Annotated in this window: 37 protein-coding genes and 1 pseudogene; 29 read left to right on the top strand and 9 right to left on the bottom strand. The window is 59.7% G+C overall.

From position 1 onward, the window contains the following. Nucleotides 1-30 precede the first annotated feature (30 nt). On the bottom strand, nucleotides 31-1,596 hold the full coding sequence (murJ, locus tag ACPDZI_RS03035; RefSeq protein WP_016349424.1) for a murein biosynthesis integral membrane protein MurJ: 1,566 nt from the start codon (nucleotides 1,594-1,596) through the stop codon (nucleotides 31-33). Nucleotides 1,597-1,787: 191 nt separating this feature from the next. Between murJ and rpsT the strand changes: the two genes are divergently transcribed. After that, the gene (gene rpsT, locus ACPDZI_RS03030; protein WP_005308808.1) at nucleotides 1,788-2,051 is read left to right on the top strand and encodes a 30S ribosomal protein S20; all 264 of its coding nucleotides are present in this window, start codon (nucleotides 1,788-1,790) and stop codon (nucleotides 2,049-2,051) included. Between the two features lie 50 nt (nucleotides 2,052-2,101). Here the strand turns inward: rpsT and ACPDZI_RS03025 are convergent, their stop codons facing one another. The 5 genes from ACPDZI_RS03025 to ACPDZI_RS03005 form a co-directional block, all read right to left on the bottom strand. Then, a complete protein-coding gene (locus ACPDZI_RS03025; RefSeq protein WP_016349423.1) occupies nucleotides 2,102-2,404 on the bottom strand; it encodes an ArsR/SmtB family transcription factor in 303 nt (100 codons plus the stop codon). A 49-nt stretch (nucleotides 2,405-2,453) separates the two neighbouring features. Then, nucleotides 2,454-3,386, bottom strand: a complete 933-nt coding sequence (nhaR, locus tag ACPDZI_RS03020; RefSeq protein WP_017409027.1) for a transcriptional activator NhaR — start codon at nucleotides 3,384-3,386, stop codon at nucleotides 2,454-2,456. A gap of 218 nt (nucleotides 3,387-3,604) precedes the next feature. After that, entirely contained in the window at nucleotides 3,605-4,660 is a 1,056-nt protein-coding gene (locus ACPDZI_RS03015; RefSeq protein ID WP_438833992.1) for a phage integrase, read from the bottom strand. Then, a complete protein-coding gene (locus tag ACPDZI_RS03010) occupies nucleotides 4,660-5,028 on the bottom strand; it encodes a hypothetical protein (RefSeq protein WP_438833991.1) in 369 nt (122 codons plus the stop codon). Before ACPDZI_RS03010 ends, ACPDZI_RS03015 begins: the two co-directional genes overlap by 1 nt. Nucleotides 5,029-5,044: 16 nt before the next feature. Beyond that, nucleotides 5,045-5,824, bottom strand: coding sequence for an XRE family transcriptional regulator (locus ACPDZI_RS03005; protein ID WP_438833990.1), 780 nt, complete (start codon nucleotides 5,822-5,824; stop codon nucleotides 5,045-5,047). Between the two features lie 181 nt (nucleotides 5,825-6,005). Between ACPDZI_RS03005 and ACPDZI_RS03000 the strand changes: the two genes are divergently transcribed. The 21 genes from ACPDZI_RS03000 (at nucleotide 6,006) to ACPDZI_RS02900 (ending at nucleotide 14,320) form a co-directional block, all read left to right on the top strand. Further along, nucleotides 6,006-6,215: a Cro/Cl family transcriptional regulator gene (locus ACPDZI_RS03000; RefSeq protein ID WP_195877977.1), complete on the top strand. Its 210-nt coding sequence runs from the start codon at nucleotides 6,006-6,008 to the stop codon at nucleotides 6,213-6,215. A 27-nt stretch (nucleotides 6,216-6,242) separates the two neighbouring features. Beyond that, nucleotides 6,243-6,755: a phage regulatory CII family protein gene (locus tag ACPDZI_RS02995; RefSeq protein WP_438833989.1), complete on the top strand. Its 513-nt coding sequence runs from the start codon at nucleotides 6,243-6,245 to the stop codon at nucleotides 6,753-6,755. A 12-nt stretch (nucleotides 6,756-6,767) separates the two neighbouring features. Beyond that, on the top strand, nucleotides 6,768-7,025 hold the full coding sequence (locus ACPDZI_RS02990) for an ogr/Delta-like zinc finger family protein (RefSeq protein WP_043161921.1): 258 nt from the start codon (nucleotides 6,768-6,770) through the stop codon (nucleotides 7,023-7,025). Beyond that, on the top strand, nucleotides 7,022-7,240 hold the full coding sequence (locus tag ACPDZI_RS02985; RefSeq protein WP_039214179.1) for a hypothetical protein: 219 nt from the start codon (nucleotides 7,022-7,024) through the stop codon (nucleotides 7,238-7,240). The genes ACPDZI_RS02990 and ACPDZI_RS02985 overlap by 4 nt, the downstream gene beginning before the upstream one ends. 15 nt (nucleotides 7,241-7,255) lie before the next feature. Beyond that, nucleotides 7,256-7,699 (top strand): hypothetical protein, encoded by a 444-nt coding sequence (locus tag ACPDZI_RS02980; RefSeq protein ID WP_268028410.1) that lies wholly within the window; start codon nucleotides 7,256-7,258, stop codon nucleotides 7,697-7,699. Between the two features lie 63 nt (nucleotides 7,700-7,762). Beyond that, a complete protein-coding gene (locus ACPDZI_RS02975; protein ID WP_438833988.1) occupies nucleotides 7,763-8,062 on the top strand; it encodes a hypothetical protein in 300 nt (99 codons plus the stop codon). After that, nucleotides 8,059-8,235, top strand: a complete 177-nt coding sequence (locus ACPDZI_RS02970) for a hypothetical protein (RefSeq protein WP_017763985.1) — start codon at nucleotides 8,059-8,061, stop codon at nucleotides 8,233-8,235. The genes ACPDZI_RS02975 and ACPDZI_RS02970 overlap by 4 nt, the downstream gene beginning before the upstream one ends. Next, entirely contained in the window at nucleotides 8,232-8,522 is a 291-nt protein-coding gene (locus ACPDZI_RS02965) for a hypothetical protein (protein ID WP_438833987.1), read from the top strand. The genes ACPDZI_RS02970 and ACPDZI_RS02965 overlap by 4 nt, the downstream gene beginning before the upstream one ends. Next, a complete protein-coding gene (locus ACPDZI_RS02960; RefSeq protein WP_438833986.1) occupies nucleotides 8,519-8,701 on the top strand; it encodes a hypothetical protein in 183 nt (60 codons plus the stop codon). Before ACPDZI_RS02965 ends, ACPDZI_RS02960 begins: the two co-directional genes overlap by 4 nt. After that, on the top strand, nucleotides 8,698-9,015 hold the full coding sequence (locus ACPDZI_RS02955) for a hypothetical protein (protein ID WP_438833985.1): 318 nt from the start codon (nucleotides 8,698-8,700) through the stop codon (nucleotides 9,013-9,015). The genes ACPDZI_RS02960 and ACPDZI_RS02955 overlap by 4 nt, the downstream gene beginning before the upstream one ends. Further along, nucleotides 9,012-9,338: a hypothetical protein gene (locus tag ACPDZI_RS02950; RefSeq protein ID WP_438833984.1), complete on the top strand. Its 327-nt coding sequence runs from the start codon at nucleotides 9,012-9,014 to the stop codon at nucleotides 9,336-9,338. The genes ACPDZI_RS02955 and ACPDZI_RS02950 overlap by 4 nt, the downstream gene beginning before the upstream one ends. Beyond that, the gene (locus tag ACPDZI_RS02945) at nucleotides 9,335-9,556 is read left to right on the top strand and encodes a hypothetical protein (protein WP_043161929.1); all 222 of its coding nucleotides are present in this window, start codon (nucleotides 9,335-9,337) and stop codon (nucleotides 9,554-9,556) included. Before ACPDZI_RS02950 ends, ACPDZI_RS02945 begins: the two co-directional genes overlap by 4 nt. After that, nucleotides 9,553-9,828: a hypothetical protein gene (locus ACPDZI_RS02940; protein ID WP_139704750.1), complete on the top strand. Its 276-nt coding sequence runs from the start codon at nucleotides 9,553-9,555 to the stop codon at nucleotides 9,826-9,828. The genes ACPDZI_RS02945 and ACPDZI_RS02940 overlap by 4 nt, the downstream gene beginning before the upstream one ends. Before the next feature lie 77 nt (nucleotides 9,829-9,905). Continuing rightward, on the top strand, nucleotides 9,906-10,274 hold the full coding sequence (locus ACPDZI_RS02935) for a hypothetical protein (RefSeq protein ID WP_005308773.1): 369 nt from the start codon (nucleotides 9,906-9,908) through the stop codon (nucleotides 10,272-10,274). Beyond that, nucleotides 10,271-12,208, top strand: a complete 1,938-nt coding sequence (locus tag ACPDZI_RS02930) for a replication endonuclease (protein WP_438833983.1) — start codon at nucleotides 10,271-10,273, stop codon at nucleotides 12,206-12,208. Before ACPDZI_RS02935 ends, ACPDZI_RS02930 begins: the two co-directional genes overlap by 4 nt. Before the next feature lie 17 nt (nucleotides 12,209-12,225). Further along, nucleotides 12,226-12,657 (top strand): hypothetical protein, encoded by a 432-nt coding sequence (locus tag ACPDZI_RS02925; RefSeq protein ID WP_438833982.1) that lies wholly within the window; start codon nucleotides 12,226-12,228, stop codon nucleotides 12,655-12,657. Nucleotides 12,658-12,665: 8 nt separating this feature from the next. Beyond that, nucleotides 12,666-13,067 (top strand): DUF3850 domain-containing protein, encoded by a 402-nt coding sequence (locus ACPDZI_RS02920; protein WP_438833981.1) that lies wholly within the window; start codon nucleotides 12,666-12,668, stop codon nucleotides 13,065-13,067. Further along, complete coding sequence (locus ACPDZI_RS02915) at nucleotides 13,060-13,410, top strand: hypothetical protein (RefSeq protein WP_438833980.1); 351 nt, start codon at nucleotides 13,060-13,062, stop codon at nucleotides 13,408-13,410. Before ACPDZI_RS02920 ends, ACPDZI_RS02915 begins: the two co-directional genes overlap by 8 nt. Further along, on the top strand, nucleotides 13,407-13,748 hold the full coding sequence (locus ACPDZI_RS02910; protein ID WP_438833979.1) for a hypothetical protein: 342 nt from the start codon (nucleotides 13,407-13,409) through the stop codon (nucleotides 13,746-13,748). Before ACPDZI_RS02915 ends, ACPDZI_RS02910 begins: the two co-directional genes overlap by 4 nt. A gap of 8 nt (nucleotides 13,749-13,756) precedes the next feature. After that, entirely contained in the window at nucleotides 13,757-14,050 is a 294-nt protein-coding gene (locus ACPDZI_RS02905; protein ID WP_438833978.1) for a hypothetical protein, read from the top strand. Nucleotides 14,051-14,131: 81 nt separating this feature from the next. Then, nucleotides 14,132-14,320, top strand: coding sequence for a DUF3283 family protein (locus ACPDZI_RS02900; RefSeq protein ID WP_438833977.1), 189 nt, complete (start codon nucleotides 14,132-14,134; stop codon nucleotides 14,318-14,320). Between the two features lie 543 nt (nucleotides 14,321-14,863). Here ACPDZI_RS02900 and ACPDZI_RS02895 read toward each other — a convergent pair. The 3 genes and pseudogenes from ACPDZI_RS02895 to ACPDZI_RS02885 all read right to left on the bottom strand — a co-directional run bounded on the left by ACPDZI_RS02895 (nucleotide 14,864) and on the right by ACPDZI_RS02885 (nucleotide 18,906). Continuing rightward, a complete protein-coding gene (locus ACPDZI_RS02895; protein WP_052508916.1) occupies nucleotides 14,864-15,229 on the bottom strand; it encodes a helix-turn-helix domain-containing protein in 366 nt (121 codons plus the stop codon). Between the two features lie 845 nt (nucleotides 15,230-16,074). Continuing rightward, nucleotides 16,075-17,140 (bottom strand): annotated as a pseudogene (locus ACPDZI_RS02890) (phage portal protein). After that, complete coding sequence (locus ACPDZI_RS02885) at nucleotides 17,137-18,906, bottom strand: terminase ATPase subunit family protein (protein ID WP_438833976.1); 1,770 nt, start codon at nucleotides 18,904-18,906, stop codon at nucleotides 17,137-17,139. Before ACPDZI_RS02885 ends, ACPDZI_RS02890 begins: the two are co-directional and overlap by 4 nt. Before the next feature lie 149 nt (nucleotides 18,907-19,055). Here ACPDZI_RS02885 and ACPDZI_RS02880 point away from each other — a divergent pair, with 149 nt between their 5' ends. From ACPDZI_RS02880 to ACPDZI_RS02850, 7 genes are all read left to right on the top strand, one after another. Beyond that, nucleotides 19,056-19,877: a GPO family capsid scaffolding protein gene (locus ACPDZI_RS02880; protein ID WP_438833975.1), complete on the top strand. Its 822-nt coding sequence runs from the start codon at nucleotides 19,056-19,058 to the stop codon at nucleotides 19,875-19,877. 12 nt (nucleotides 19,878-19,889) lie between these two features. After that, on the top strand, nucleotides 19,890-20,942 hold the full coding sequence (locus tag ACPDZI_RS02875; RefSeq protein WP_438833974.1) for a phage major capsid protein, P2 family: 1,053 nt from the start codon (nucleotides 19,890-19,892) through the stop codon (nucleotides 20,940-20,942). A gap of 9 nt (nucleotides 20,943-20,951) precedes the next feature. Next, nucleotides 20,952-21,635, top strand: a complete 684-nt coding sequence (gene gpM, locus ACPDZI_RS02870; RefSeq protein ID WP_438833973.1) for a phage terminase small subunit — start codon at nucleotides 20,952-20,954, stop codon at nucleotides 21,633-21,635. A 109-nt stretch (nucleotides 21,636-21,744) separates the two neighbouring features. Further along, a complete protein-coding gene (locus tag ACPDZI_RS02865; RefSeq protein ID WP_215281086.1) occupies nucleotides 21,745-22,215 on the top strand; it encodes a head completion/stabilization protein in 471 nt (156 codons plus the stop codon). Further along, the gene (locus tag ACPDZI_RS02860; protein WP_438833972.1) at nucleotides 22,215-22,418 is read left to right on the top strand and encodes a tail protein X; all 204 of its coding nucleotides are present in this window, start codon (nucleotides 22,215-22,217) and stop codon (nucleotides 22,416-22,418) included. Before ACPDZI_RS02865 ends, ACPDZI_RS02860 begins: the two co-directional genes overlap by 1 nt. A 2-nt stretch (nucleotides 22,419-22,420) precedes the next feature. After that, entirely contained in the window at nucleotides 22,421-22,651 is a 231-nt protein-coding gene (locus ACPDZI_RS02855) for a TraR/DksA C4-type zinc finger protein (protein WP_026080496.1), read from the top strand. A gap of 15 nt (nucleotides 22,652-22,666) precedes the next feature. Then, on the top strand, nucleotides 22,667-23,029 hold the full coding sequence (locus ACPDZI_RS02850; RefSeq protein ID WP_017411174.1) for a putative holin: 363 nt from the start codon (nucleotides 22,667-22,669) through the stop codon (nucleotides 23,027-23,029). Nucleotide 23,030 lies beyond the last annotated feature (1 nt).

Genomic DNA, 23,030 nt, shown 5'->3' with positions numbered 1-23,030 from the left:
CAGGCGGGACTTCCGCCATAGCGCGCCGACTCAGTCATCCCGTCCTGCTCTCAGATCTTTTGGCCGAATGCCCAGCGCCAGCAGGACACCGGCATAGATGGCGCCCCCCAGCACCAGCAGCATGGTCAGCTGCATGCTCGCCTTGCTCATGTGCCAGGCGCCCCATTGGGCCAGATCCGGCGAGAGGTAAAGGAGCACGCCCCCCATCAGCAGACTTGCGGTCAACAGCTTGAGGCAGAATACCCCGGTGTGGCGGGAGGGCCGATAGACGTTCTGCTGATGGAGCCCCTTGAACAGCAGGGCCGCGTTCAGCGTGCCCGAGCAGGCAGTCGAGAGCGCCAGCCCCACGTAACCGAGCGGATAGATGAAGATGAGGTTGCAGGCCATGTTGGCCGCCATCGACATCATCCCGATCCGCACCGGGGTGCGGGTATCCTGGCGGGCGTAGTAGCCGGGGGCCAGCACCTTGATCAGCATCAGCGACAGCAGGCCCGTGGTGGATGCCAGCAGGCTGGCGCTGGACATGCTCACCTCGTGCAAGCCGAACTCGCCGCGCATGAACAGCACCCGCAGAATGGGTTCGCGCAGCACGGCGATCCCTACCATGGCGGGCAGGCCGAGCAGCATCACCATCCGCACCCCCCAGTCCATGGTGCGGGAGAAGTCGGCCGGATCGGCGTCCACGTGTTTTTTGGCCAGCGCCGGCAGGATGACGGTACTGATGGCGACACCGAACATGCCGAGCGGGAACTCCAGCAGTCGGTCCGAGTAATAGAGATAGCTGATGGCGCCGGTCGCGAGGAACGAGGCGAGCATAGTGTTGACCAGCAGGTTGATCTGGCTGACCGACACCCCGAACAGCGCCGGGATCATCAGGGTGCGGATCTTCACCACCCCCGGATGGTGCCAACCCCACTTGGGCCACACCAGCATGTTGATCTGGCGCAGGAACGGGAACTGGAACAGGAACTGCACCAGACCGCCGAGGAAGACGCCAATGGCCAGCGCCAGTTCGGGGTCGTCCAGCCAGGGCGAGATCCACCAGGCGGCGGCGATCATGGTGATGTTGAGAAAGATCGGCGTGAAGGAGGAGACCCCGAAGCGGCCGAAGGTATTGAGGATGGCCCCCGCCATGGCGGTAAAGGTGATGAACCAGAGATAGGGGAAGGTGATCTTGAGCATCAGGCTGGCCATCTCGAACTTCTCGGCCGCCGGCCCGCCATGCAGCCAGTCCCAGAACCAGCCCCAGCCGAACAGGGCGGTCAGCACCCCGGAGCCCAACACCCCGAGCAGGGTGACCACGGTGACGATCCCCCCGAGGGTGCCCGCCACCGCGGCCAGCAACTCGCGCACTTCGCTCTCGTCGCCCTTTTTCTTGTACTCCGTCATCACGGGAACAAAGGCCTGGTTGAAGGCACCTTCGGCGAACAGGCGACGCAGAAAGTTGGGAATGCGGTTGGCAAAGAAGAAGACGTCTGCGGCCACCCCGGCACCGAGCAGATTTGCGATGACCACATCGCGCACCAAGCCCATCACGCGGGACGCCAACGTCATTCCGGACACTATCATGCCGGATTTGATCAATTTCTTACTCAAGACGAGGCCTCTGGAACTGTCGGAAAGAAAAGAATGCTGTTAGAATCGGCCGACAGTTTAACCGTCTCCCATCTGACACACCACCGGGGGGCGGTGTTTATTTGCACAAATCATTTGACAATATGTGGTTGAGAAGGCATATTTCCGGGCCTTTTCAATACACTCGCTAAGACAGTTTTAGGAGTTTTACCTTGGCTAACATCAAATCTGCTAAGAAGCGCGCTCTTCAGTCAGAGAAACGTCGTCAGCACAACGCCAGCCGTCGTTCCATGACCCGTACCTACCTGAAGAAAGTCATCGCTGCCATCGCCTCCGGCGACAAGGCTGCCGCGACTGCCGCTTTCGCTGTTGCTCAGCCGATCATGGATCGTATGGCGACCAAAGGCCTGATCCACAAGAACAAAGCTGCTCGTCACAAGAGCCGCCTGTCTGCCCAGATCAAAGCTATGGCTTAATTCAGCATCTGCTGAACAAAGCTAAAAAAACCGGCCTTCGTGCCGGTTTTTTATTTCTGTTCGCTGCAGTACAACTTGTGCAGCAATCCTATCATCTCACGCACCTCATGGCTGCGCAGCGAATAGTAGACCGTCTGGGCCTCCTTGCGCGTCTCCACCAGCTCATCCCGCCGCAACACAGCCAGATGCTGTGACAACGCCGACTGGCTCAAACCAAGCCGCTCGTTTAGCTCGCCCACCGACAGCTCCCGCTCCAGCAGCTGACACAGGATAAACAAGCGCCGCTCGTTGGCCAGCGCCTTGAGCAGAGCGACCGCCCGGCTTGCATTTGCCTCCATCTCTTCCAGTTGCATCTCATTCCCTCTCGTTCGAGGCAAGAATCATACTCTGTGGCCCGTCGATTTAAAATGACAGGGTTGCCGGTTGAATCGTGGTGAAATCCTCCTGACCGGCAAACAGAAAGGAGAAATCGCTCTCGCATACCCGTTTGACAGCCGGATGCTGGATCATCCGTTCGGCGAAGATGACGTAATACTCCTCCATCAGATCCTGGGTCTCCCCCAGCAGCATCACCTCCTCCCCTTCCAGGATCTCCTCCCGATAGATGGTGGGCGCCATGAAGATGCCCTGGTTGAAGAAACCGAACGCCTTCATCAGGGCCGCATCGTCAAACTCGCCGAGGATGCTGGGCGATACCCCTTGCTGCTCGAACCACTGGGTCAGCTGGCGCCCCATGGCGGTGCGCCGGCCCGGGATCAGCAGCTTTCGCTCCTCCAGACAGGCGGGAAAAGGGAGCGATGGCAGCGGCGCCTTGCAGAAGAAGCTGACCCCGCAACCACCTAGCCGCTTGGAGAGCAGGCCGGCGTGCTGGCTGGAGTCCACCGGGCAGTCCGACAGGATCATGTCGAGCTTGTGTTCGCTCAGCTGTTCCAGCAGCAACTCGTGGGTCGATTCGAAGCAGCGCAGGTGGATGGAGCCATCGTTGGGAATAACGGAGAGCAGTACCCGGCTGGCGAGGCGTTTGGAGAGCGCATCGGCGATGCCGACGTCGAACAGGATCTGGCTCTCCTTGCGGTAGTTCACGATATCCAGCATCTCGTAGGAGAGGCTGAACATCTTGTCGGCATAGCGAAACACCAGCTGACCCAGCTCGGTCGCCTCAAGGGAACGCCCTTTGCGCATCAGCAGCTTGCCGCCAAGGCGCTGCTCCAGCAGCTTGATCTGGCCGGTGACGGTCTGCGGGGTCAAGAAGAGGGCTTCCGCCGCTTGCGTGACGGAGCCCTTCTTCTGAGTCATCCAAAAATAGTAGAGATGGTTGTAGTTAAGATGTGACACGCTATTTTCACTCCATCCTTAAAATGCCCTGGCCCCATCAAATTTCGTCGCCACTTTATCGCCACAACTCACCAAAAACATCTCAACACATTGATTTAAAAGCATTTATTTAACTGCGCACAGTAAAGATGATTGTAGTTAAGGTGTGACATCCAGTGGAAACCCCATGTCAATCAACAAGGTTAAAGGTTAATAATGTCCATCATTGGGCTATAAACCTAAACTACGTCGCCACTTTGTCGCCACTTTTCCAGAGGGTTAAGGCGGGCGGCATCTTCAAGGTGATCTGGCGCAAAGTGGGCATAGCGCATTGTGTCTCTGATGTTGGCATGCCCGAGAATTTTCTGTAGCACTAGAATGTTGCCGCCGTTCATCATGAAGTGGCTGGCGAAGGTATGCCGCAGTACATGGGTGAGTTGCCCATCTGGTAAATCTATTCCCGTCGTTTTCAGCACCCGTCCGAAATCCAGGTAGCAGGGGGTGAATAGCCGCCCGCTTTTATCTCCGGTCATCAGTTCGCCGTAAAGCGCCTGGCTGATCGGGACTGTCCGGTTTTTCTTGCCTTTGGTGTTGGTATAGGTGATGCGGAACGGCGTCACCTGAGAAGTCGTCAGCGCCTCGGCTTCTCGCCAGCGGGCCCCTGTCGCCAAGCAGATCTTGATGATGAGCACCAGGTCAGGGTTGTGGTATTGCTGAGCAGCATTAAGCAACTCGGCAATCTGGGCCGGTTGCAAGAAGGTCATCTCAGGATCGGGCGTCTTGATGCTCATCGTCGTTTGCAACGGGTGGGCATGCTGCCACTCGCCCAACCGAATCAGCTCCCCAAACACAGCCTTGAGAAAGGCCAGCTCCTGATTGACCGTTCGGGCGGTGATCGCCTTCTTGGCTCCCACGTTCCAACCGTTGTCGATCTCACCGGCCATCCGTTTGGCCCGATAGTGCGCCCACATCGAGGGAGTGATGTCGATCGCCTTGGGGTTGCCCATGCCGTTGCAGATGATCTGCAGCTTGGCCAAGCGAACCTCACTGCGTTTTAGGGTCTGGCCGTGCAACTTGTACCAGAGATCGATTAGCTCCTGCAGGGTACGATGCTCCTTCGCATTCTTCCCTAGCCAGGGCTTGACCTGATGCTCATCCAGAATGAATTGTTCCCACGCCAACGCCTCGCCCTTGGTGAGGCAGCGTTTGCGCTTGCGGGGGCCGGTGCGCCCCTGAGGGTAGACTTCAGCCAACCAAGGCTTGGTTGAACCATCTGTGAGTTTGCGAACAGTCATCAGTACAAGCGGGTTTTACCGAGCAAGTAGGCGTCACTCTCGGCGCCAGTGAGTTTCCCCATTTCGGTACAAGTCGAGGATACCTCTTCAACCACATAGCCCTGCTTGCCAAATTGGTTGAGCAAAGCAACCTCGGCAACACCTTTCAGATCATCTGCTTTCCCTCCCCATACGACTGGGCAGAGCCCCATTTTTACGACTGACTTGTAAATGCCATCAGTAACCTTGGCTTGTGGCAGTACGATGTGAAACACATCACCATTACGCTCAATTTGTGTTGGGGACCAGGGCTTCAATGCAGAGTCCATTGCAGTGCCTGCATGACTAAAGAACGATACGAACAGCAGGCTAATCAGATACTTCTTCATGATTGCTCCTTATGTTTTAAAACTTCTTCCCAGCCCAGACCACCCGGCCTACCACATGCAGGTCTGCCCGTTGCTCTTTGGTGAATTCCCAAGACTGATAGGTGGGGTTATCGCTGACCACCTTCACGTCACCCAGGGGAGAGAACTGCAGGCGCTTCACGAACAGCCCGCCTTCCATCCGAATCACATGCAGCCCATCCCTCGGCGCATCGCCGTTGGCCATGTGCAGCAAGATGATGTCGTTATCAGAGATGGTGGGCTCCATGCTGTCGCCCTTCGCCCGGATCACAGCCAACCGATCCGGCTTTAACCCTTCCTTTCTCAGCCACTCGGTACGGAACGCCATCGGCTCAGACTTCTGCTCATCGCTGACAAACTGGCCATGCCCGGCAGACGCAAATACCTGGTAGCTGTCGATAAAGGTGAAGTCGTCATTGCAGCCCATCAGGGGGCTTGGTGCGGTCTCGATCTTCGGAGCTTGGGCCTGATAGTCGGCTGTCACTTCTCGGGCTTCTTGAACGGATTGACCTGATGAGGGGATGGCGGTTGCCCCAGCCAGAATTCTCTCCCAGTCATCACCACAGGCCAACCACCGGAGATCTACTCCAGCAGCCACCGCCATGGCAATAAACCGCTCCACATTCGGCAGGGCTTCCAGTCGCTCGTATTTGAGAATCGATGAGTCAGACATCCCTGATCTGATAGCAAAAGAGCGCCGAGATTCATTACCTCGAATCTGGATGAGCCGTTCAGCAAACGCTTTTGCATCAAACATATGCAGATTTAGCTCGTCCATTGGTTACCACCTCTTGGGAGAATGATGGGAAATAACCCACGCATGTTGTTGACATATGGTTGTGTCCAGCTCATATTGTGCCTACCAAGGTTTGTTGCCGTCGAAAACCTCAAACCATGGTTGGCAGTAATAACGCCCAGCTAGGGCCAATAAGCATCAATGTAAGCGATGAGGCGTCATCATGACACAAATGCAACCAGCATTCACCTTTCCGGTCTGCTCCAAAGAGAAGTTCGCCGAGATGACCGGTTTCACCGAGGACTACGTCCAATCGATGATCGAGGCAGGGCGTCTTCCTATCCTGCCGAAAACCGGACTGCGCCAAAAAGTGGTCATCAACCTCGAAGCGCTGCGGATGGAATGCCATCAAGCAGCACTCATCTCTCGTTGAGTCTCGTTTATTCACGGAGATACGACCATGTTTAAACAGGCTGCAACCAAACAGCAGCACTATGAGGCAGCTTGCGCACTTTTCGCTGCGCGCTACTCCATCGCCGATATCGCCAGAGAGTCAGGCATCGGTGAACAGATGCTGCGCAACAAGCTGAACCCAGACCAGCAACATCAACTGACCGCTCGTGACTTGGTAGCTATCTACCACGCCACCGGCGACGACACCCTGTTTGATGGCCTGCTGTTTGACTGCGGCCTGACTGCCGTTCGCCTGCCGGGGGCGGCCAAGGTTGCACCAGAGGCCCGCGCCCAGCAGGCACTCAATGCCAGCGCCCAGATCCTGGGCGTCACTGCCCAAGCCACCACCATTCTCGCCGGTGACCGCGTCACCAAGAACAACCGAAACACCGTCGTCACCGGCATCTGGGCTGGCATCGAGCACCTTGTGCTGCTGGCAACCGAAGTCGAAGACCGCTTTCACGCCGTCCCTGGTCTTGCGTGTGCTGCCGACATGGCCCGCGCAGCCCTCGGCGCATAGGAGACCAAGACCATGAGATTGATTTGCCCCCACTGCGGTTGCCATTCCACCACTCGTTCATCCACCAAGATGAGCCCGCTGACAGGCCATGCCTTTTATGCCTGTAGCAATGTCGACTGCGGCCACACCTTCAAGGCCGCATTTGAAATCGTCGGCACCATCAGCCCATCCGCCATGCCCAATCCGGCCATCGTGCTGCCGACCTGCAAGGGCGTGGGCAAAAACCACAAGACCATGTCCAAGAGCATCCCGCTCAAGGAGCCAGCATGAAACTTCGCGCCGAGCAGCCGGACCTGATCCCGCTGCCGTTTTTGTTGTTCACCCGCGCCACCGTCGTCACCGACAACGACGAACCGGTGATGCGCAACACCACCCGCACTGATGGCAGCTATCTGGAAGACCAGCGCGGCCGCCGTGGTGCGCTGCGCTTCAAGCCAGCTTGCCAGCCGCGCCGCCACTGGCTGGTCAGGCTGCTGCAGGCATAACCGGAGGGCCACCCCATGAACACCGCCAAGGTTCTCGAGCTCGTTCAACAGCCCAGCGCCAAAGACAAGGCGCTGGCAGAGATGCGCGGCCTGTTTGGCCGCAATGGGGCGGCCAGCCGCTGGTCACGCCTGTCTACCAAGGCCCGAGCCGTCATCTGCTACGCGGCCGGGGTGTCGACCACCCAGGCCGGGCGCGAGCTGGACCAGTTCGACTTTGAACAGCAAGAGGCCATCCGCCTTGCCTTGGGCGAGCTGCTGGCCACCTTGCACGAATTTGATGGCGGTGTGCTGCACCGCCGTGAATGGCACCGCACCGCCACCCGCTGCAACGAACCGACCCGCAGCGAGCTGGAGCAAGCCGCCCATGAAGAGAAGCGCCGGGCCGAGCTCAACGAGCAGGCCAGCATATTGGAAAGCCGCAGAGCGGTTGCAAGAAGAGTGGCCGGAAACGGCCAATAAAAAACCCCGCTATCGGTGCGCCAACACCAGCGGGGCTTTCAATCAATCAGCGAGGGTTACCTCATGAACAATAGTACAGCAGAACAGGCGATCCGCAAAGTCGCCAACTCCTTGATAAATACCCACCGTCCCCAGCTGGGGGCATGCCATAGCACCGCCATCGAGGCGAGCCTTGAGGCACTGGCAGAACTGGCCGACGAGTTGAGCATGCTCGACATCTACGCCGAGCTGACCAAGCGCCTCGAGATCCTGCGCGGTGGCCAGCGGCCACACATCATCGGCGTAGACATGGCCAGCGGCCCAGACAGTACCGCGATATTCCAGCCGCCCTTTGCCCATGAGCTGCAAGGGGGTGCCCAGTGATCGCCATCACCGCCAAGCACACCGCCCCATCACCGGCCGCTGCCGTCGCCTACCTGGTGCGCCACGGCTACATCAACGTCAAAAACTGCTGGCTGCGTGGCCAGCGCCAAGCCGCCCGCATCGAGCCGCTGCCGTCAGGCCGCGTCCGTGTTCTGGAAGGAGTAGCAGCATGAGCAACATGAAGTGTGAACAGTGCGGGCGCTACCGCCTGCCGGATCCGGCCGCCTTTCGCTGCGGTGACAAGGTGACCTTCAAGCGGGTGATCCAGCGCGCCAGAACCACCGAGCTCAAAGCGGTTGATGGCGTCATCGTCGAGGAAGGTGTTGCCACTGTGACAATCCGGGTTCGGGGTGGTGAAAGGGTCCAGGTCGCGCGCACCGGCATCACCATGCAGGGCGCTACGGGTCCGCTGACCTATGAGCTGTTTGGCGTATGCCGCTGCGAAGGAGGCCAATCATGAGCAAAACCATCATGACCATCGCCTGCTTGAAGCAGTGGATAGCCGAGAACGAAGCGCGCCTGGTGCCGACCGCCCCGCTCTGCTGCTGCGGCGAACTGGGGATCTCCATCCGTATCGAGGCCGGCCATGTCGCCATCGACGAGCCAGATTTCAGCGACATAGAAGGGGGTGCCCTGTGACTGGTGACCTGTTCGAACTGGAGCCGCCGATCGACGAGCTGGGTGGCGCCGAATCTGGCCCCGCCCATATGCAGCCGCCGGCCCCGGTCAGCCAGCTGACCAAGCACTGGGAAGTCGCCCAGGAAGAATTCAACACCTCGGGCAGCGATGCCCGCCGAAACCGCAATATCGCTCAGGAGCTGCTGGCCCTTGGCGCCATCCGCGCCGTGTACTGGCTGGCACTGGGCAGCAACGAGGTTGCACTGGCCAAAGAGATTGCCGAGTGGTGGGCAGAGTGCGAACCACTCCACGGACTGGGGGAGACCATCAAATGACCACGCCAGAACAAGAAGGATGCACCACTGAAATGGTGTTAATGGCTGATATCGCCGCCAACAAACTCATATTCCAGGTAAAAAAAGAGTCGCTTCGCCAGTTTCAAAACCAGCTCATCACCCTGCGCAAGGAGCAAAAGCCGAACACGAATGTTTATGCCATCCGCGCCTTGTTGCTTGCCTGCCGCCGTGAACGGTCATGGATGAATGTCGCATTCGACCAAATCGAATTCGACGAACAACTCATCGAGCAGCTCATTGAGGAAATTCATCAGATCAGAACAAGCGGACAATCCAGCATGCAGGAGGAGATCATCCAATGAGCCACCAACAACTGATCGACCAGTGGGTCGACAAAATGCTGAACGCCGAAGCGCGCCTGCACGGCCTGCAGCTTGACCTGGTAGACCTGCGCGCAGATGGCCCCCATGGCCAGCGCACCCCGGCCAGAACCCATCTGACCTTGTGCCGCCAAGCGCGCCAGGCCGCCCGTCAAGCATCAGCCAAAGTCAGAACACTGCATGCAGGGGGTGCGGTATGAAGTTGTCCATCGAGCTCACACCTGAAATGCGCGTCCGGCTGATGTATGCGGAGACTGTTGAAATTGATGTGCCGGATTCGATAGTGCAGGAGCAATACGGAATCAACGCCAATACCCACCGCGCCATTGTGCTCGAAAGCATCGTTGCGACATTGGAGCAAGATGGGAGTGGCGCTATCGAGGTGGATGGCCGTCGTTATGTCAGCACTGCTCACCTTACCGAACTCGCAGCATCACTCCGCCAACTGAAAACATCAGGGGGCTCTCACTAATGACTAACCAGAAACCAGCCGGGCTTGCCCCGGCTTTGGGCGTCGTGCGCCCTGCAAACAGCCCAGCACCATCGCAAATGGTCACCCTGGAGCCCTGCACCAAGTGCCGCCAGATGGCTGTTTGCCTGCCGGTCACCGGCCGGCACGGTCGCCGCGCCTATCCCTACTGCGTCGAAACCTGCTGGCCACTGGCCCGCGCCGCCAGCGAAACCGTGGTGAAACAGGAAGCCGCCCGCATTTCGATGCGCTGCAGCTGCTGCGGCGAGTTCGGCCATGTGCGCCCGGTCATCCTGGCCGGCAACCGTCTCACCAGCCTCTCTTTCTGCGAGGCCACCTGCTGGTCTGATCGACTGGCCGACATGGAGCTGGTGCCGACCTGCAGCGACTGCGGTCGCTACCTGCAGCCCAACGAGTATGCAGACCGTAAATGCGGGGTGTGCAAATGATCGACGCCATCACCAACCTGCACGGCATCCAGCTGCCACAGCACTACCTGGTCGGGCACCACGCCATCAACATGGCCGGTGCAGCGGAACAGCTGGCCCGAATCGAATGGCATGTCGCCAAGCCGCTGGCCAAGCACTACCTGCACCGCTACCCGGCCAACCACAAGACCGCCAACATCTGGCTACGCCGCATGGTAGATGCCTGCGCCGCTGCTCAAAGCCGCTTCCCAGTCCCGGTGATCGATCTGCGCAACGACGTGCGCCGCGAGCTGGTCGCCGCCGAGTGGGCGCGCCGTTGCCAGCAGTTGCTGGCGCGGGCCGGTAACGAGTGCACCGCCGCCGAGCTGCTGGCCGATATCGGAGCCCAGGCCAAGGCGTGGCACTTCTGCCCCACCCTGCCGATCCACCCACGCACCAAGGTCGAACGCCTGCTGGGCCGCCCACTGAGCCAGCAAGAGCGGGACAAGCTGGATGACGAGGTGGACAAGTTCGAAGAGGCCGCCGCCAGCCTGCTGGTGCGCCTGCTCGATGAGTCATGGTGGCTGCGCAAGATTAACCGCGCCTGGGCCATCTACTGCGAGCTGATCGCCATCCTTACCGGCCAGGTGCGCAAGGGAGTCAGCCCCTACGCCAGCGCCCACGCGGTGCGCGAGTTCACCCAGCGCAAGGCTGCACAGCAGGCATGGATGGCGAGCATGAGCGCCGTCAACGAAGATCTGGGGCAAGAGATTGACCTGGCTGACGCCATCATGGCATCCGTGGCTAACCCGGAGATCCGCCGTCATGAACTGTTTGTGCGGATGCGTGGGTTTGAGGATTTGGCGCAGGAGCAAGGTAAGCTGGGTATGTTCATGACCCTAACCGCTCCCTCCAGCTATCACGCGTGGCGCCAGGGCAGCAAAGATACCAGCAAGACCTACCAGAACGACAATTTCAACGGCAGCACCCCGACCGACACTAACCGCCTGCTGTGCAAACAGTGGGCGCGCTTTCGCGCAGCCATTGCGCGCGAGGGGATCATGACCTTCGGTTTCCGGGTTGCGGAGCCGCACCACGACGGCACCCCGCACTGGCACTGTCTGCTGTTCATCAACCCAGAGCACAAGCGCGACTTCCTGACCCTGCTCGCCTACCACTTCACCGCCACCAACCGGGCCGAGCTCAAGATGCCCAACGGCGCCCAGCTCGATGCGCTGGCGGAGCTGAAAATTCGCAACAAGATGCCACGCATCAAGTGGCTGCTGAACGTCGAAGACCCGGCCGTGGTGAAAGCCATCAACCCAAGGGTGAACTGGGAAGAAATTGACCCAACCAAGGGCAGCGCCACCGGCTACATCGCCAAATACATCGCCAAGAACATCGACGGCCACAAGGTCGGGATGGACTACGAGGCCGAGGCGCCGGCCGATCACTCCGTCATTGCCGTGGCGGCATGGTCTAGCTGCTGGCGCATCCGCCAGTTTCAGCAGATCGGCGGCCCTGCCGTGAGCGTGTGGCGCGAGCTGCGCCGCTTGGGGGACGAGGTGATCGAGTGGGATTGCATCTTGGAAGCAGCCCGCTATGCAGCGGACAACAAGATGTGGGGCCGCTTTATCGAGATCATGGGCGGCATTGAGACCCCGCGTAAAGACCATCTGATCAAGCTTTCCAAGCGCCTCGATGAAGCCGCCAACAAATACGGCGAGGACGTCTTCAAGCTGATGGGGGTGATCACCGACATAGGCCAGACCACCGCAGTCACCCGCACCGAGGGCTGGCAGATAGTGCGCAAGGGCGTCACCGGGTCGGGTTTGGGCGAGCAGCGCGAGCCTGCAGTGGGCGAGCGCAGCGAGTTGCAGTCAGGCGGCGGCAGCCGCCCCCTCGGAGTTCTGTCAATAACTGTACGAAAGGATCCAAATCGGGGGTTAAAGGATCCGCTCTGGCTAAAGAGCTGACCCGAATGGGGCTTGATGTGAGTAACGAAGACCTGCTGCTGCACGGCAGCATCATCAACGCCGACGGCCAATATGTGCGACTGGTCGGCGATCGGCTGATTGTGACCCGCACCTGGCCGGGTGCTGGCGATGCGGTGGCCGACCAGCTGACCGCCGAGGTCGAGGCAGAGCAGGCCAGCAAGCGGGCCGCCAGCAGTGACCAGCTGAAACAGCAGGCCCGCGAGCTGGTGCACTCCGGCGGCAGCGTGACCGAGTGGCTGGCCGCTCTGCCGCTGGCCAAGGCCGAAGAGGCGATCGCCATCTTCACCCGCCTGCTGGATGACGAAGAGGACCGGGCCAGTTACCAGCCCAGCGAACAGGAGCAGGCCCGCGTCGCGAGCATGCAAGCCGACAACGACCGCCATCAGGCGGAGATTGCCAAGGCGCGGGCGCGCCTGGGCGTGGAGTGAGGGGATATATGCATCACGAACTGAAAATCCTAACGGCCTATTACCCTCGGGTACTGGACGGTAGCAAGCCATTCGAGATCCGCTTAAACGACCGCAACTTTAAAGAGGGTGACACCGTCACCCTCAACGAGTGGGACGGCGAACGCTACACAGGCCGCAGTGCCAAGCGCCTGATCACCTTCGTCACCGACTACGCCCAACAGCCGGGCTATGTGGTGTTCGGGATGAAGGCTGTCGAAGATAACGCTGGCCGCCCTTCAAAGGAGGAGCTTGAGCTGCTGGCTGCGGCACTGACTGCGCAGGCTCGAGAGCTCAGAGACTGCGGGCCGGCAGAGTGGTCATCGTTCAGCGACATGGTCGAGGGCGCGCTCAACAATATCCGGGTCGATGTGGGGGTGCTACGTGGCTGACATCATCAACCGCGGCGACGTCGAACGCTTGCTGCCGCACTGCCTGCAGCTTTGGCCCACCATCAAGCAGCACCCGCCGGGATCGGCGGGTCGTGCCGCCATCACCAGCACGCTCGACAACATGCCGGCCGCTGACCGTCATATCTGCGATCTGCTGCTCGACCGCATGGAGCGAGTCATCCAGTTCGAGGATGCCTGGTTCCCCTTCTACCAGGGCGAGCTGGACACCATCACCCCACCGAAGAAGGCAAGGCGGGTGCTACCTGCTGGCCAGACGGCAAAGCAGGTATGGAAGGACACCAGGGCGAGACAGGGTGCATATGCCAAAGGGGGATGCCGATGAAAAAGCCGAAAGATGCGAAGGCCAGAAAGGAGGCCCAGAGAAAGCGCCAAGCCGTGCTTGGCATCAAGCGGGTGGAGGTGGCGCTCTCCACCCGCGAGCGCGAGCAGCTGGAAACCCTGCGCCGGGCCAGAGCCGGATCCGGTGAACCCTACAGCGCCAACGAGTACATCAGCACCCTGCTGCGCCGTGACTGGGAACGCTGGCAGGAACAGGAAGCCGAACTCAAGCAGCAGATCTGCCCGAACTGCGACTGTGCGTTACCGGAAGGGTGTGGAGGAACCTTCAAGGGTGAGGCGGCCTGCTGGCACACCAAGGGCGACAAGTCGATCGCTCTGTAGGAGGAAACATGCAACTACCGCAACACGTTGAACCTACCATCGGCGGGCATTACCGGGTGATCCGCCATGCCGAGTCGTTCGAAGACATCGACGGCAGCCTGGTGCACTTCGAACAGGTTGAATTCGTGGCAGAGATACTGGCAAAACCGGAGAAGGTGATAGCCTTTGACGGAGTAAGGAAGGTCATCGAGCCGCTACCGGAACACCTGAAAAAACCGGAGTGGCTGTGGATTCGCAAACTGCGCACCGGGCGCCGCCAGTGGCTAAACCGCTACGCCTGCCACTTGGTAACCATGCCGTAATCGCAAAACGTGTCCGGTCACGAAAGCGTGACCGGACACGTTTCATCAATTACCATCGTGGTACCACAAGAGGGGAACACGATGAGCTTTAACCTGTGCAACCTGCCGCCAGCCGAGAAGGCGCTGATTGAGGTAGACAAGGCCGCAGCCTATGCGGTTTGGAAGGAGCGCAACGGCCACCTGGCCACTGCGGAGACGGACGGCAGCGCCTTCAAGGATCATGAGCAGGAAGTGTTCACCAAGGCGCTGGCCAAGTATCGCGCCAGATAGGCCAAACACAGAACGCCGCCATCAAGCCCCTTACTGAGGGGCTTTTTAATATTATTTGCATATCCTTTTTATATTATTTGTATGCCAATAACGCAAAATTGCCGCACTTAAATAACTGCACCACTATTAAAATGACTGAACCACAATAAAGCTCGCTGACTGTAGTTAAATCTTTAAACCTTCACATCATTAAATCTTTAAATCTTTAAATCTTCAAAGGTGGTTTAAATGCTGTTTAAAGATTTGGTGAGCAAAAAGCGAACAAACCCAGTATTTGCGGCGGTTTTGCTCAATCCTCTAGCGTCTAGTGATCAATTCACTAGCTAGTTGAATAGATGTGTTTGAGCAACATGGAGATATTTACATGGTGAGCTGTTAGGGCTCACTTACTTATTTTTCCAAAAAATAACAGATAGGTGTTATTAACGTTCAAGGTGTTTGACTTGTAATATTCAACATGTCTATGATGCGGCCATTAAGCAATTTTCAAATCATCCAGCCATGCCGGAGGGGGTTATTTTGCCAGTTAAAAACCTATGCTGCTCATCGGTAAACCTTGACCGCACCAGACCATACCGACAAGAGCCATTCAACCTCGGCATCGCTCATGCTGAGAAACACTGCTCGCTGGTCATGACGGGATTCAGACAGAGAAAGCCAGGCCGGTGCCGGCAGCATCTGCTGAACGCTGATCCCGAGGTGCAAGCACAGCAGCACAGCGTCTTCCAGGTTGATGAATCCGCCGTGCTCATCATCAACCCAGCGCGACACCGTGCTGGGATTGACCCCAATCAAACGGGCCGCGTCTGAGTATGAAAGGTGAGAGTTGTCGAGCAGCGTCCGCAGCCTGGCCTTGGAATCAAGGAGATACTGCCGAGCAATCGCGGGTAACGGTCTAGTTCGTCTCATTTTGGGCAGTCTCCATCGTGCTGGAACGCCCGTGCTCGGTCTTTCTATGAACTGACACTGTCAAAAGTGACAGTAAAAAATTCACATTTATGCAAAAGCTAGTCGCTGATCGCTGAGATATGCAACGCCACCATGAATAAAATGGACTGGCCAAACCAGTGAGCACGATAAGCCACGGGACTAACATCAATCGGGAGCAAAAAAGCAATGCAAGCACCAGCGGTCGACATCGTCTTCGAGAACATCAATTTCATTTCTTCGATGATCACGGAGGCAGCCAGCCCAGCCCAGCACGGCCACCTTGAGTCAGTCATCCAAACCCTGACGTGGGCCGGCACCAAGGCACACTCGGAGCAGTCAAAACCACATCTTGCCAACACGGTTACTAACTGATCCTGTGCATAACTCGAACAACGGGGGCCGCGTGCTCCCGTTGTTTTTTACGGGACGGGAAAGTGAAAGGATCTGACGGAAAGTGAAGGATCACAAAAAGGATCTGGCAGGGTGTGCGCGGCCAGTGCTGGCGCGGGGAGCAGCCGGCCGCCAGCAGTCTTTCACCAGAATGGAAATCGACACAGGAAGCGCGCAGGCGAGGCGGGGTCCCGATTGCGCGCCAGCGCTGCGCAGGGGGTCGCAACAGGCCACCATGGCTCACCGGTGAGCGCAGGGAGAGCCTGCCGGATTTGGGCGCGGTGCTGAGTGGGTTTGAAGGGCGATCGCGTAGCGGGCCGTTGGTGAGCCTAGGCGGGGGATGGTCGAGGTGAACCAGAGGCGGCCGGCCAATGCCATGCGCCGGCAAAAGAAAACCCCGCCAGGTGGCGGGGTATCAGGATGCTATCGGAAGGTCAGCGCGGCAGGTCGCCTTGGCTGGCCTGCTCGATGCCGGCGGCCAGCTTGTAGGGGTTGAACCGGATCACCTCCTCCCCTGCCCAGTCATTGAGCGCCAGCAGGCTGGCCTTGATGCTGTCGATCTCGTTGATGTCGAACACCTGGGCGGCCTTGGTCACATCGCCGAACCCGCCGGTGCTGTTAGGCATCACCCCCATCAGCTGGGGAGGTACCCGGTGGGTGGCCAGCTGGTCATCCCGGCTCACGTTCTTGATGCTCAGAAAGTCATCCTTGGCAGCCACCTCGGCCACCGGGATCAACTTCACCCCATCCTTGCTGCCGTTCGGGGTGTAGAGCAGCAGGTTACGGAAGTTGCCGGGCCCCTTGCTCTGGCGCAGCGCCTCACGCAGGGCGGCAATGTCGCCCTCGTTCTGCACCGCGTCGGTGATGTGCATGATGAACCCGGCGTGGGAACCGTTCTCGTAATACTTGCGGCGAAACAGGGTGGCAGATTCATTGAGCAGGGTGGAGTTCAGCCCGCCGACATAGTCGGGAATGCCGTAGATCTCCTGGTTGATGTCGCTCTCCATCACATGGCCCACCCGCCCGGCCCGGCAGCGCCTGCTCTTGCCCTGGATGGGCAATCCACCAATAGGTGTCCAAGTCCAGGGCGCGCCGGGTGTACTTGGCCCGCAGGTGATCATAACGCAGCACCCCGCCGAGCCGGTTCTGCACCGCCTGCAGATAGCCGTTGCCGAAGATCAGATAGTCCAGCGCCAGCCCGGTGAAGGCGGCCAGGCTCAGTTTCGGATGCGGGATGAAGCAGGAACGCAAAATGTTGCGCTTAACCTGAATGGCAGAGGCGTGGTGCACCCCGGCCCGATAGACCCGCGATAAGCCATTAAGCGAGAGCGGCGGTTCATACCAGCGCCCGTTGTGCATGGCCTCAAGGTAGTCGAACACCTCCCGCTGACTGAGCACGGGCACCGGCTCGCCGAAGGTGAACGCCTCAATGGTCTGGCTGGTTGCGGCTTGGGTCGCCGTCACCGGCGAGGTATGGCGCTGCGGGCGGCGCTTTCTCATGCGAAAATCTCCATCATGCTGGTATTGGCACCGGTGGCACCTGCCAGCGGTTCGTGTAACAGGGCCTGCATCGTTGCCCAGGCAATATCGGCGTGGCTGGTTTCCTCTGACCGGCTGGCCTCAAAGGTCGGCATCTTGCCGCCAGCCGTCACAGAACGGCGGATGCTCATGAAAGCCTGCGCGAGGTCAGTCATGCCGCTGTCAAACTCCAGCCGGCCCTTGTTCATCACATCCTGGGCCTTCATCACCATCTGAATTTTCACACTCGGGTTGTACTGGATGGGGGTAACTGCCGGGTAGAACTGCTTCACCAGCTGATAAACCCCCTCCCCGATCCCGGTTGTGTCGATGCCGATGTAACCCACGTTGTAGCGCTCGCACATGGCCTTGATGGCGCGCGCCTGGGCGTCGAAGTCCATCCCGCTCCAGCGGTGGCGCTCGAGCACCCGAAACTTGCCGCCGGGTATCGCCGGCGGTGCCAGCACGACGCAGCCGGCACTATCGCCCTGCCCGCCCTTGGCCGGGTCATAGCCGATCCACACCGAGCGATGACCGAGCGGGCGCATCGCGTGGGGCTTGTAGTCCTCCCACACCTCCCAGCTGTCGACCATGCAGCGCTGCAGCATGGAGAGCGGGAATACGCTGTCAGTGTCATCAGCAAACTGACACATCAACAGCTGGTTATAGTCATCAGGGGAGTAACGGCGCCGCAACCGGTCCAGGTCGAACAAGTCACAGCCACCACGCACGGCATCCTCAACCGTGACGATCTGCCGCCACTGGCCATCACCGCACAGCCTCCCGCCATGCAAGGCAGCATGGTCAACGTCGAACTTGATATGCTCGTTCTTCGGCCGCCCCTTGTTGAACATCGCACCAGACCAGAACGGGTAGGCATCATGTGACAGGCTTGATGGGGTCGAGAAATAGGTCAGCCGCCAAAACTTCTGCATCGCCATGCCGCTGGAGACCTTGTAGAGCTCCTGAAACTTGGGGATCCAAAAATACTCATCGATGTAGAGATTGCCGTGATAACTCTGGGCGGTGCGGGAATTGGTCCCGAGGAAGTAGAGAATGGCGCCATTGCCGAGCGTAATGGGATCCCCCTTGAGCTCAACACCGACCTCCTGCGCGAAAGCCAGAATGTACTGCTTGAACTGATGGGCCTGCGCCTTGCTGGCTGACAAAAAAATTTGATTGCGGCCAGTGGTCAGTGCATCAATCAGCGCCTCCCGCGCAAAGTAGAACGTGGCCCCGATCTGGCGGCTCTTGAGCAAGTTGCGCTCAGTGTGCTGCAGGCCGGCCTGATACCACACCTTCTGATAGCCAAACATATTGCCGTGGAACAGCTCGCCCAGCTTCTCGAGCTGAGCCTCATCAAAATTGTTCCGCACTGGCGCCTTCTTTGGCCCCTTGTTGCGGTTCGCCACCTTCGGGTTGAGGTCGGCCTCGTTGCCACCGTTGCTATACCGGTTGACCCGGGCGATCCGCTCCAGCTGGCGGCCCAGCAGATCAATCTCCTTGAAATCGCCGCCAGTCTTCAAATCCTTGGCGATCAGCTGGCACATCCGCGCATAGATGGCGAAATCGACCCGGTCAATCGGTTTGATGTAATCCCAGCCGTCGCGCCGTTTCCAGGTCGAGACCGTCCCCTCCGGCGTCTGCAGCAATTCAGCAATGGCGCGCAGCGAGTAGCCCTGGAAGAACAGGTGCATGGCCTGCCGTCTGGGTTCGATATGGGGGAAAAATAAGGGTGCTGTAGTCATGGCGCCAGTCTACCCAGCCAGACCAACCACCAACGCCCCACCGCCATTGTGTGGCGCTCTTACACAATGGCGGCCGATTGCACGATCCCGCCGCTCAACCAGACCATAACCGCGACATCACCACCCAATCACCAAAGGGATCCCAGCTCATGCCTAAGTCCAAATTTTTCCGCGTCGCCGTCGAGGGGGGCACGACCGACGGGCGCACCATCACCCGCGAGTGGATTGAACAGATGGCCAAGCGCTACAACCAGTCCACCTACGGCGCGCGGGTCAATATGGAGCACATCCGGGGCTATGACCCGAACGGTCAGTTCAAGATGTACGGCGACATCACCGCAGCCAAGACCGAAGAGGTCGACATGGAAGGTGAAAAGCGCCTGGCCCTGTACGTGCAGATCGACCCGACACCCGAACTGGTCGAGCTGAACAAGAAGCGCCAGAAGGTTTACACCTCCGTCGAAATCCACCCCAACCTGAACGAAAAGGGCGCCTACCTGATGGGGCTGGCCGTCACCGACAGCCCGGCCAGCCTTGGCACTGAAATGTTGGAGTTCTGCAGCAAAGCGAAGGTCAACCCGCTGGCCGAGCGCAAGCAGCACAAGGAGTGCCTGTTCACCGAAGCGCTGGAAACCGTCATCGAATTCGAAGACGACAGCGACAAAGGCCCCAGCCTGCTGGAGCGGGTTACCGCGCTGTTCTCCACCCACAAGAAGCAATCCACCGCCGATTTCAGCGACGTGCACCAAGCCGTCGAAACGGTGGCAAAAGAGGTCACCAGCCTCGATGCCGGCATGCAGAAGAAGTTCGCCGAACAGGCCCAGACCATCACCGAGCTGACCGGCAAGCTGGAAACCACAACCAAGGCGCTGGCCGACCTCACCGCCAACCTGGAAGACCAGGAAGATTTCAGCCACAAGCGCCAGCCGGCCACCGGTAGCGATGGCGCCACCATTCAAACCGACTGCTAAGGACCATGCCCAATGCGTAACGAAACCCGCCAGAAGTTCAACGAGTTCACCGGCCAGGTGGCCAAACTCAACGCCGTCTCCAGCGCCACGGTGCAGTTCAACGTGCAGCCCAGCGTCCAGCAGATCCTGGAAACCAAAATGCAGGAGTCGGTCGCCTTCCTCGGCATGATCAACATCATCACGGTCGATGAGATGAAAGGTCAAAAGGTCGGTATCGGCATCACCAGCACCATCGCCGGTCGCACCAACACCGACACTAAAGACCGCCAGCCCAGCAGCCCGCACGGTCTCTACGACCAGAGCTACGAATGCGCCCAGACCAACTTCGACACCCAGATCGGCTACGGCCAGATCGACGCATGGGCCAAGTTCCCCGACTTCCAGACCAGAGTTCGCGACGCCATCCTCACCCGTCAGGGGCTCGACCGCATCATGATCGGCTGGCATGGCACCCGCGTCGCCGCCGACACCGATCGCGCAGCATTCCCCCTGCTGCAAGACGTCAACATCGGCTGGCTGCAACACATCCGCACCGATGCCCCGGCCCAGGTCATGAGCGAGGGCACCGAGGGCAGCGGCAAGATCTACATCTACCAGCAGAAAGGGGAAACCGACACCAAGGAAGGCGACTACCACAACCTCGACGCCCTGGTGTACGACGCCGTCAACGAGATTATCGCCCCCTGGTATCAGGACGATACCGACTTGGTGGTCATCTGCGGCCGCAAGCTGCTCTCCGATAAATACTTCCCCATCATCAACAACGCCGATGACAACCAGAACAAGCTGGCCGGCCAGGTGCTGGTGAGCCAGAAGCAGATCGGCGGCCTCAAAGCCGTGCGCGTCCCCTTCTTCCCTGAAGACAAGCTGCTCATCACCAAGATCAGCAACCTCTCGATCTACCCGCAGACCGGTGCCCGCCGTCGTTACATCGAAGACGAGCCCAAGCGCAACCGCATCGTCAACTACGAAAGCTCCAACGACGCCTACGTGGTGGAAGACTACGACTGCGCGGCCCTGGTCGAAAACATCGTCATCGGGCCGAAACCGGCCGCCGGCGGTTAAGGGGGCAGCATGACTTCACCTGCCCGTCGCAACCGCGAACGCAAATTGGCCGCCCTGCAAGGGGCGGCCAATCCCCAGTTCGACCAGATGCGCGCCAACGCCTACGAGCTGCAGCTGATGCAGCTGGCCGAACACCGCCGCACCCTCAAAGGCATCCAGAGCATCGAACGCAAGATCGACGCCAAGCGCCCCATGCTGGCCGTCTATCAGCCGTGGATTGATGGCGTGCTGGCCGCAGACCGGGGCGGACAAGATGACGTCCTCGTCACCGTCATGCTCTGGCACCTCGACACCGGCGATCTGGAAGGAGCCCTACCCATGGCCTCCTACGTGATCCGCCATGGCCTCAGCACCCCCGATCGCTACGAGCGCACCGCCGCCACCATGATTGCCGAAGAGGTCGCCGACACCGCCATCAAGCAGCAAGAGGCAGGCAACGGCCCATCGCTGGAACTACTGGGCAACTACATGGAATTGCTCAGCGACAGCGACATCTTCGACCAGGTGCGCGCCAAGCTGCACAAGGCCATGGGCAGAGCCTGCTACGCAGAAGGGATCAAGCCGTGGGCCGCCGAGCACTACCGGCGTGCCATCGAGCTGCATGACAAGGTCGGCATCAAAAAAGAGCTCGAAGTGCTCGAGCGCGAACTGAAAAAAGAACAGCAGCCCGACGCCACCGGCGGCGGCAGCTAACCGAGCGAACCCCGCACCCTGGGCGGCTCGGGCCTGACGAATGCGTTTCGCATACCAGACGGCCCGACCACCGCCCAACAAACGGGCTACCACCAGAACCAGGAGCACCATGAGCACCGGATTCATCGCCACCGCACCGACCGCACCGGATGAAGGGCAAGTCACCAGCGATCCGTTCTGGCCGGCCATCTCACTGGCCGACCTGCGCGACACCGTCAGGCTCGATGGCACCGTCACCGCCAAGCGCCTCACCCACGCCGTGATCGACGCCGTCACCAGCGTCAACCGCGATCTGGCCCAGTGGCGCACCGCTCGCCAAGCCGAAGGCCACGCCACCCTGGCCGCCGTGCCGGGCGAGCTCATCAACAACGAATCGGCGCACCTGCACAGCTACCGGCGCGCCGTCTACGCCATGACCCGCGCCAACCTGCTGGAACGCTACACCGACTACAGCGCCACCGGTGACGGCGTCAAAGGGGCAGACGCCAAAGTGGTGAGCTCAGATGACCTTTACCGCGACGCCCGCTTTGCCATTCGCGACATCATCGGCACCACCCACATCACAGTGGAGCTCATCTGATGCAACTGCGCAGCCAGCAGGGTGACACCCTCGATCTCATCCTGTTCCGGCATTACGGCTACACCGCAGGCATCACCGAGCAGGTGCTCGAACTCAACCCCGGTTTGGCCGAGCTCGGCCCCATCCTCCAGACCGGAACCCTCATCACAATGCCAGCGGCCCCCACCCAGGCCGAGCAGCCGCTGATCCAGCTATGGGACTGACCATGAGCCGCCTCGACGACGAACTCGAACGACTGGCCGACATCAGCGAGCAGCAACTCGCTGCCCGCATCCACGCCGCCCGCATCAGTGGCACCGGCCCGCACTACTGCATCGACTGCGAAAACCCCATCCCGCAGGCGCGCCGTGAAGCGATCCGGGGCTGCGAACGCTGCGCCGAGTGCCAGACCATCCACGAATTCCAAACCGCTCGCCACTACGGCGGTAAACGATAAAAACAGGAGAGCACGATGCCAGAACCGATTTCATCCAGTGCAGCAACCAGCACCCTTACCGGTCTGGCGCTGCTGTCCCTCTTCCCGGGCGTAGACCCCGGCGTCCTGCTCGGTGCATTCGCCGGGGCGCTGGTGTTCATCGCCACCACCGCCGAGCTTGGCAACCTGCGCAAGGCGGGCCTGTTCGTTGCCGCCTTCGTGGCGGGCGCGCTGGCGGCCCCGCTGGTTGCCGCCATGCTGGCCAGCGTGCTGCCGCTCAGTGTCGAAGTCCCCAGGGCCGTCGGCGCCATGCTGGCCTCGGCGCTGGCCGTCCACCTGCTGCAGTGGATCCTGCGCAAAACGCCAGAAGACCTGCTCAAACTCCGCAAAGGGGGCTGAC

It is taken from the genome of Aeromonas oralensis, from assembly GCF_049665575.1.
GTDB classification, from domain to species: Bacteria; Pseudomonadota; Gammaproteobacteria; order Enterobacterales; family Aeromonadaceae; genus Aeromonas; species Aeromonas hydrophila.
The sequence above is the reverse complement of the archived record's forward strand: the minus strand, read 5'-3'. Positions and strand labels throughout refer to the sequence as shown.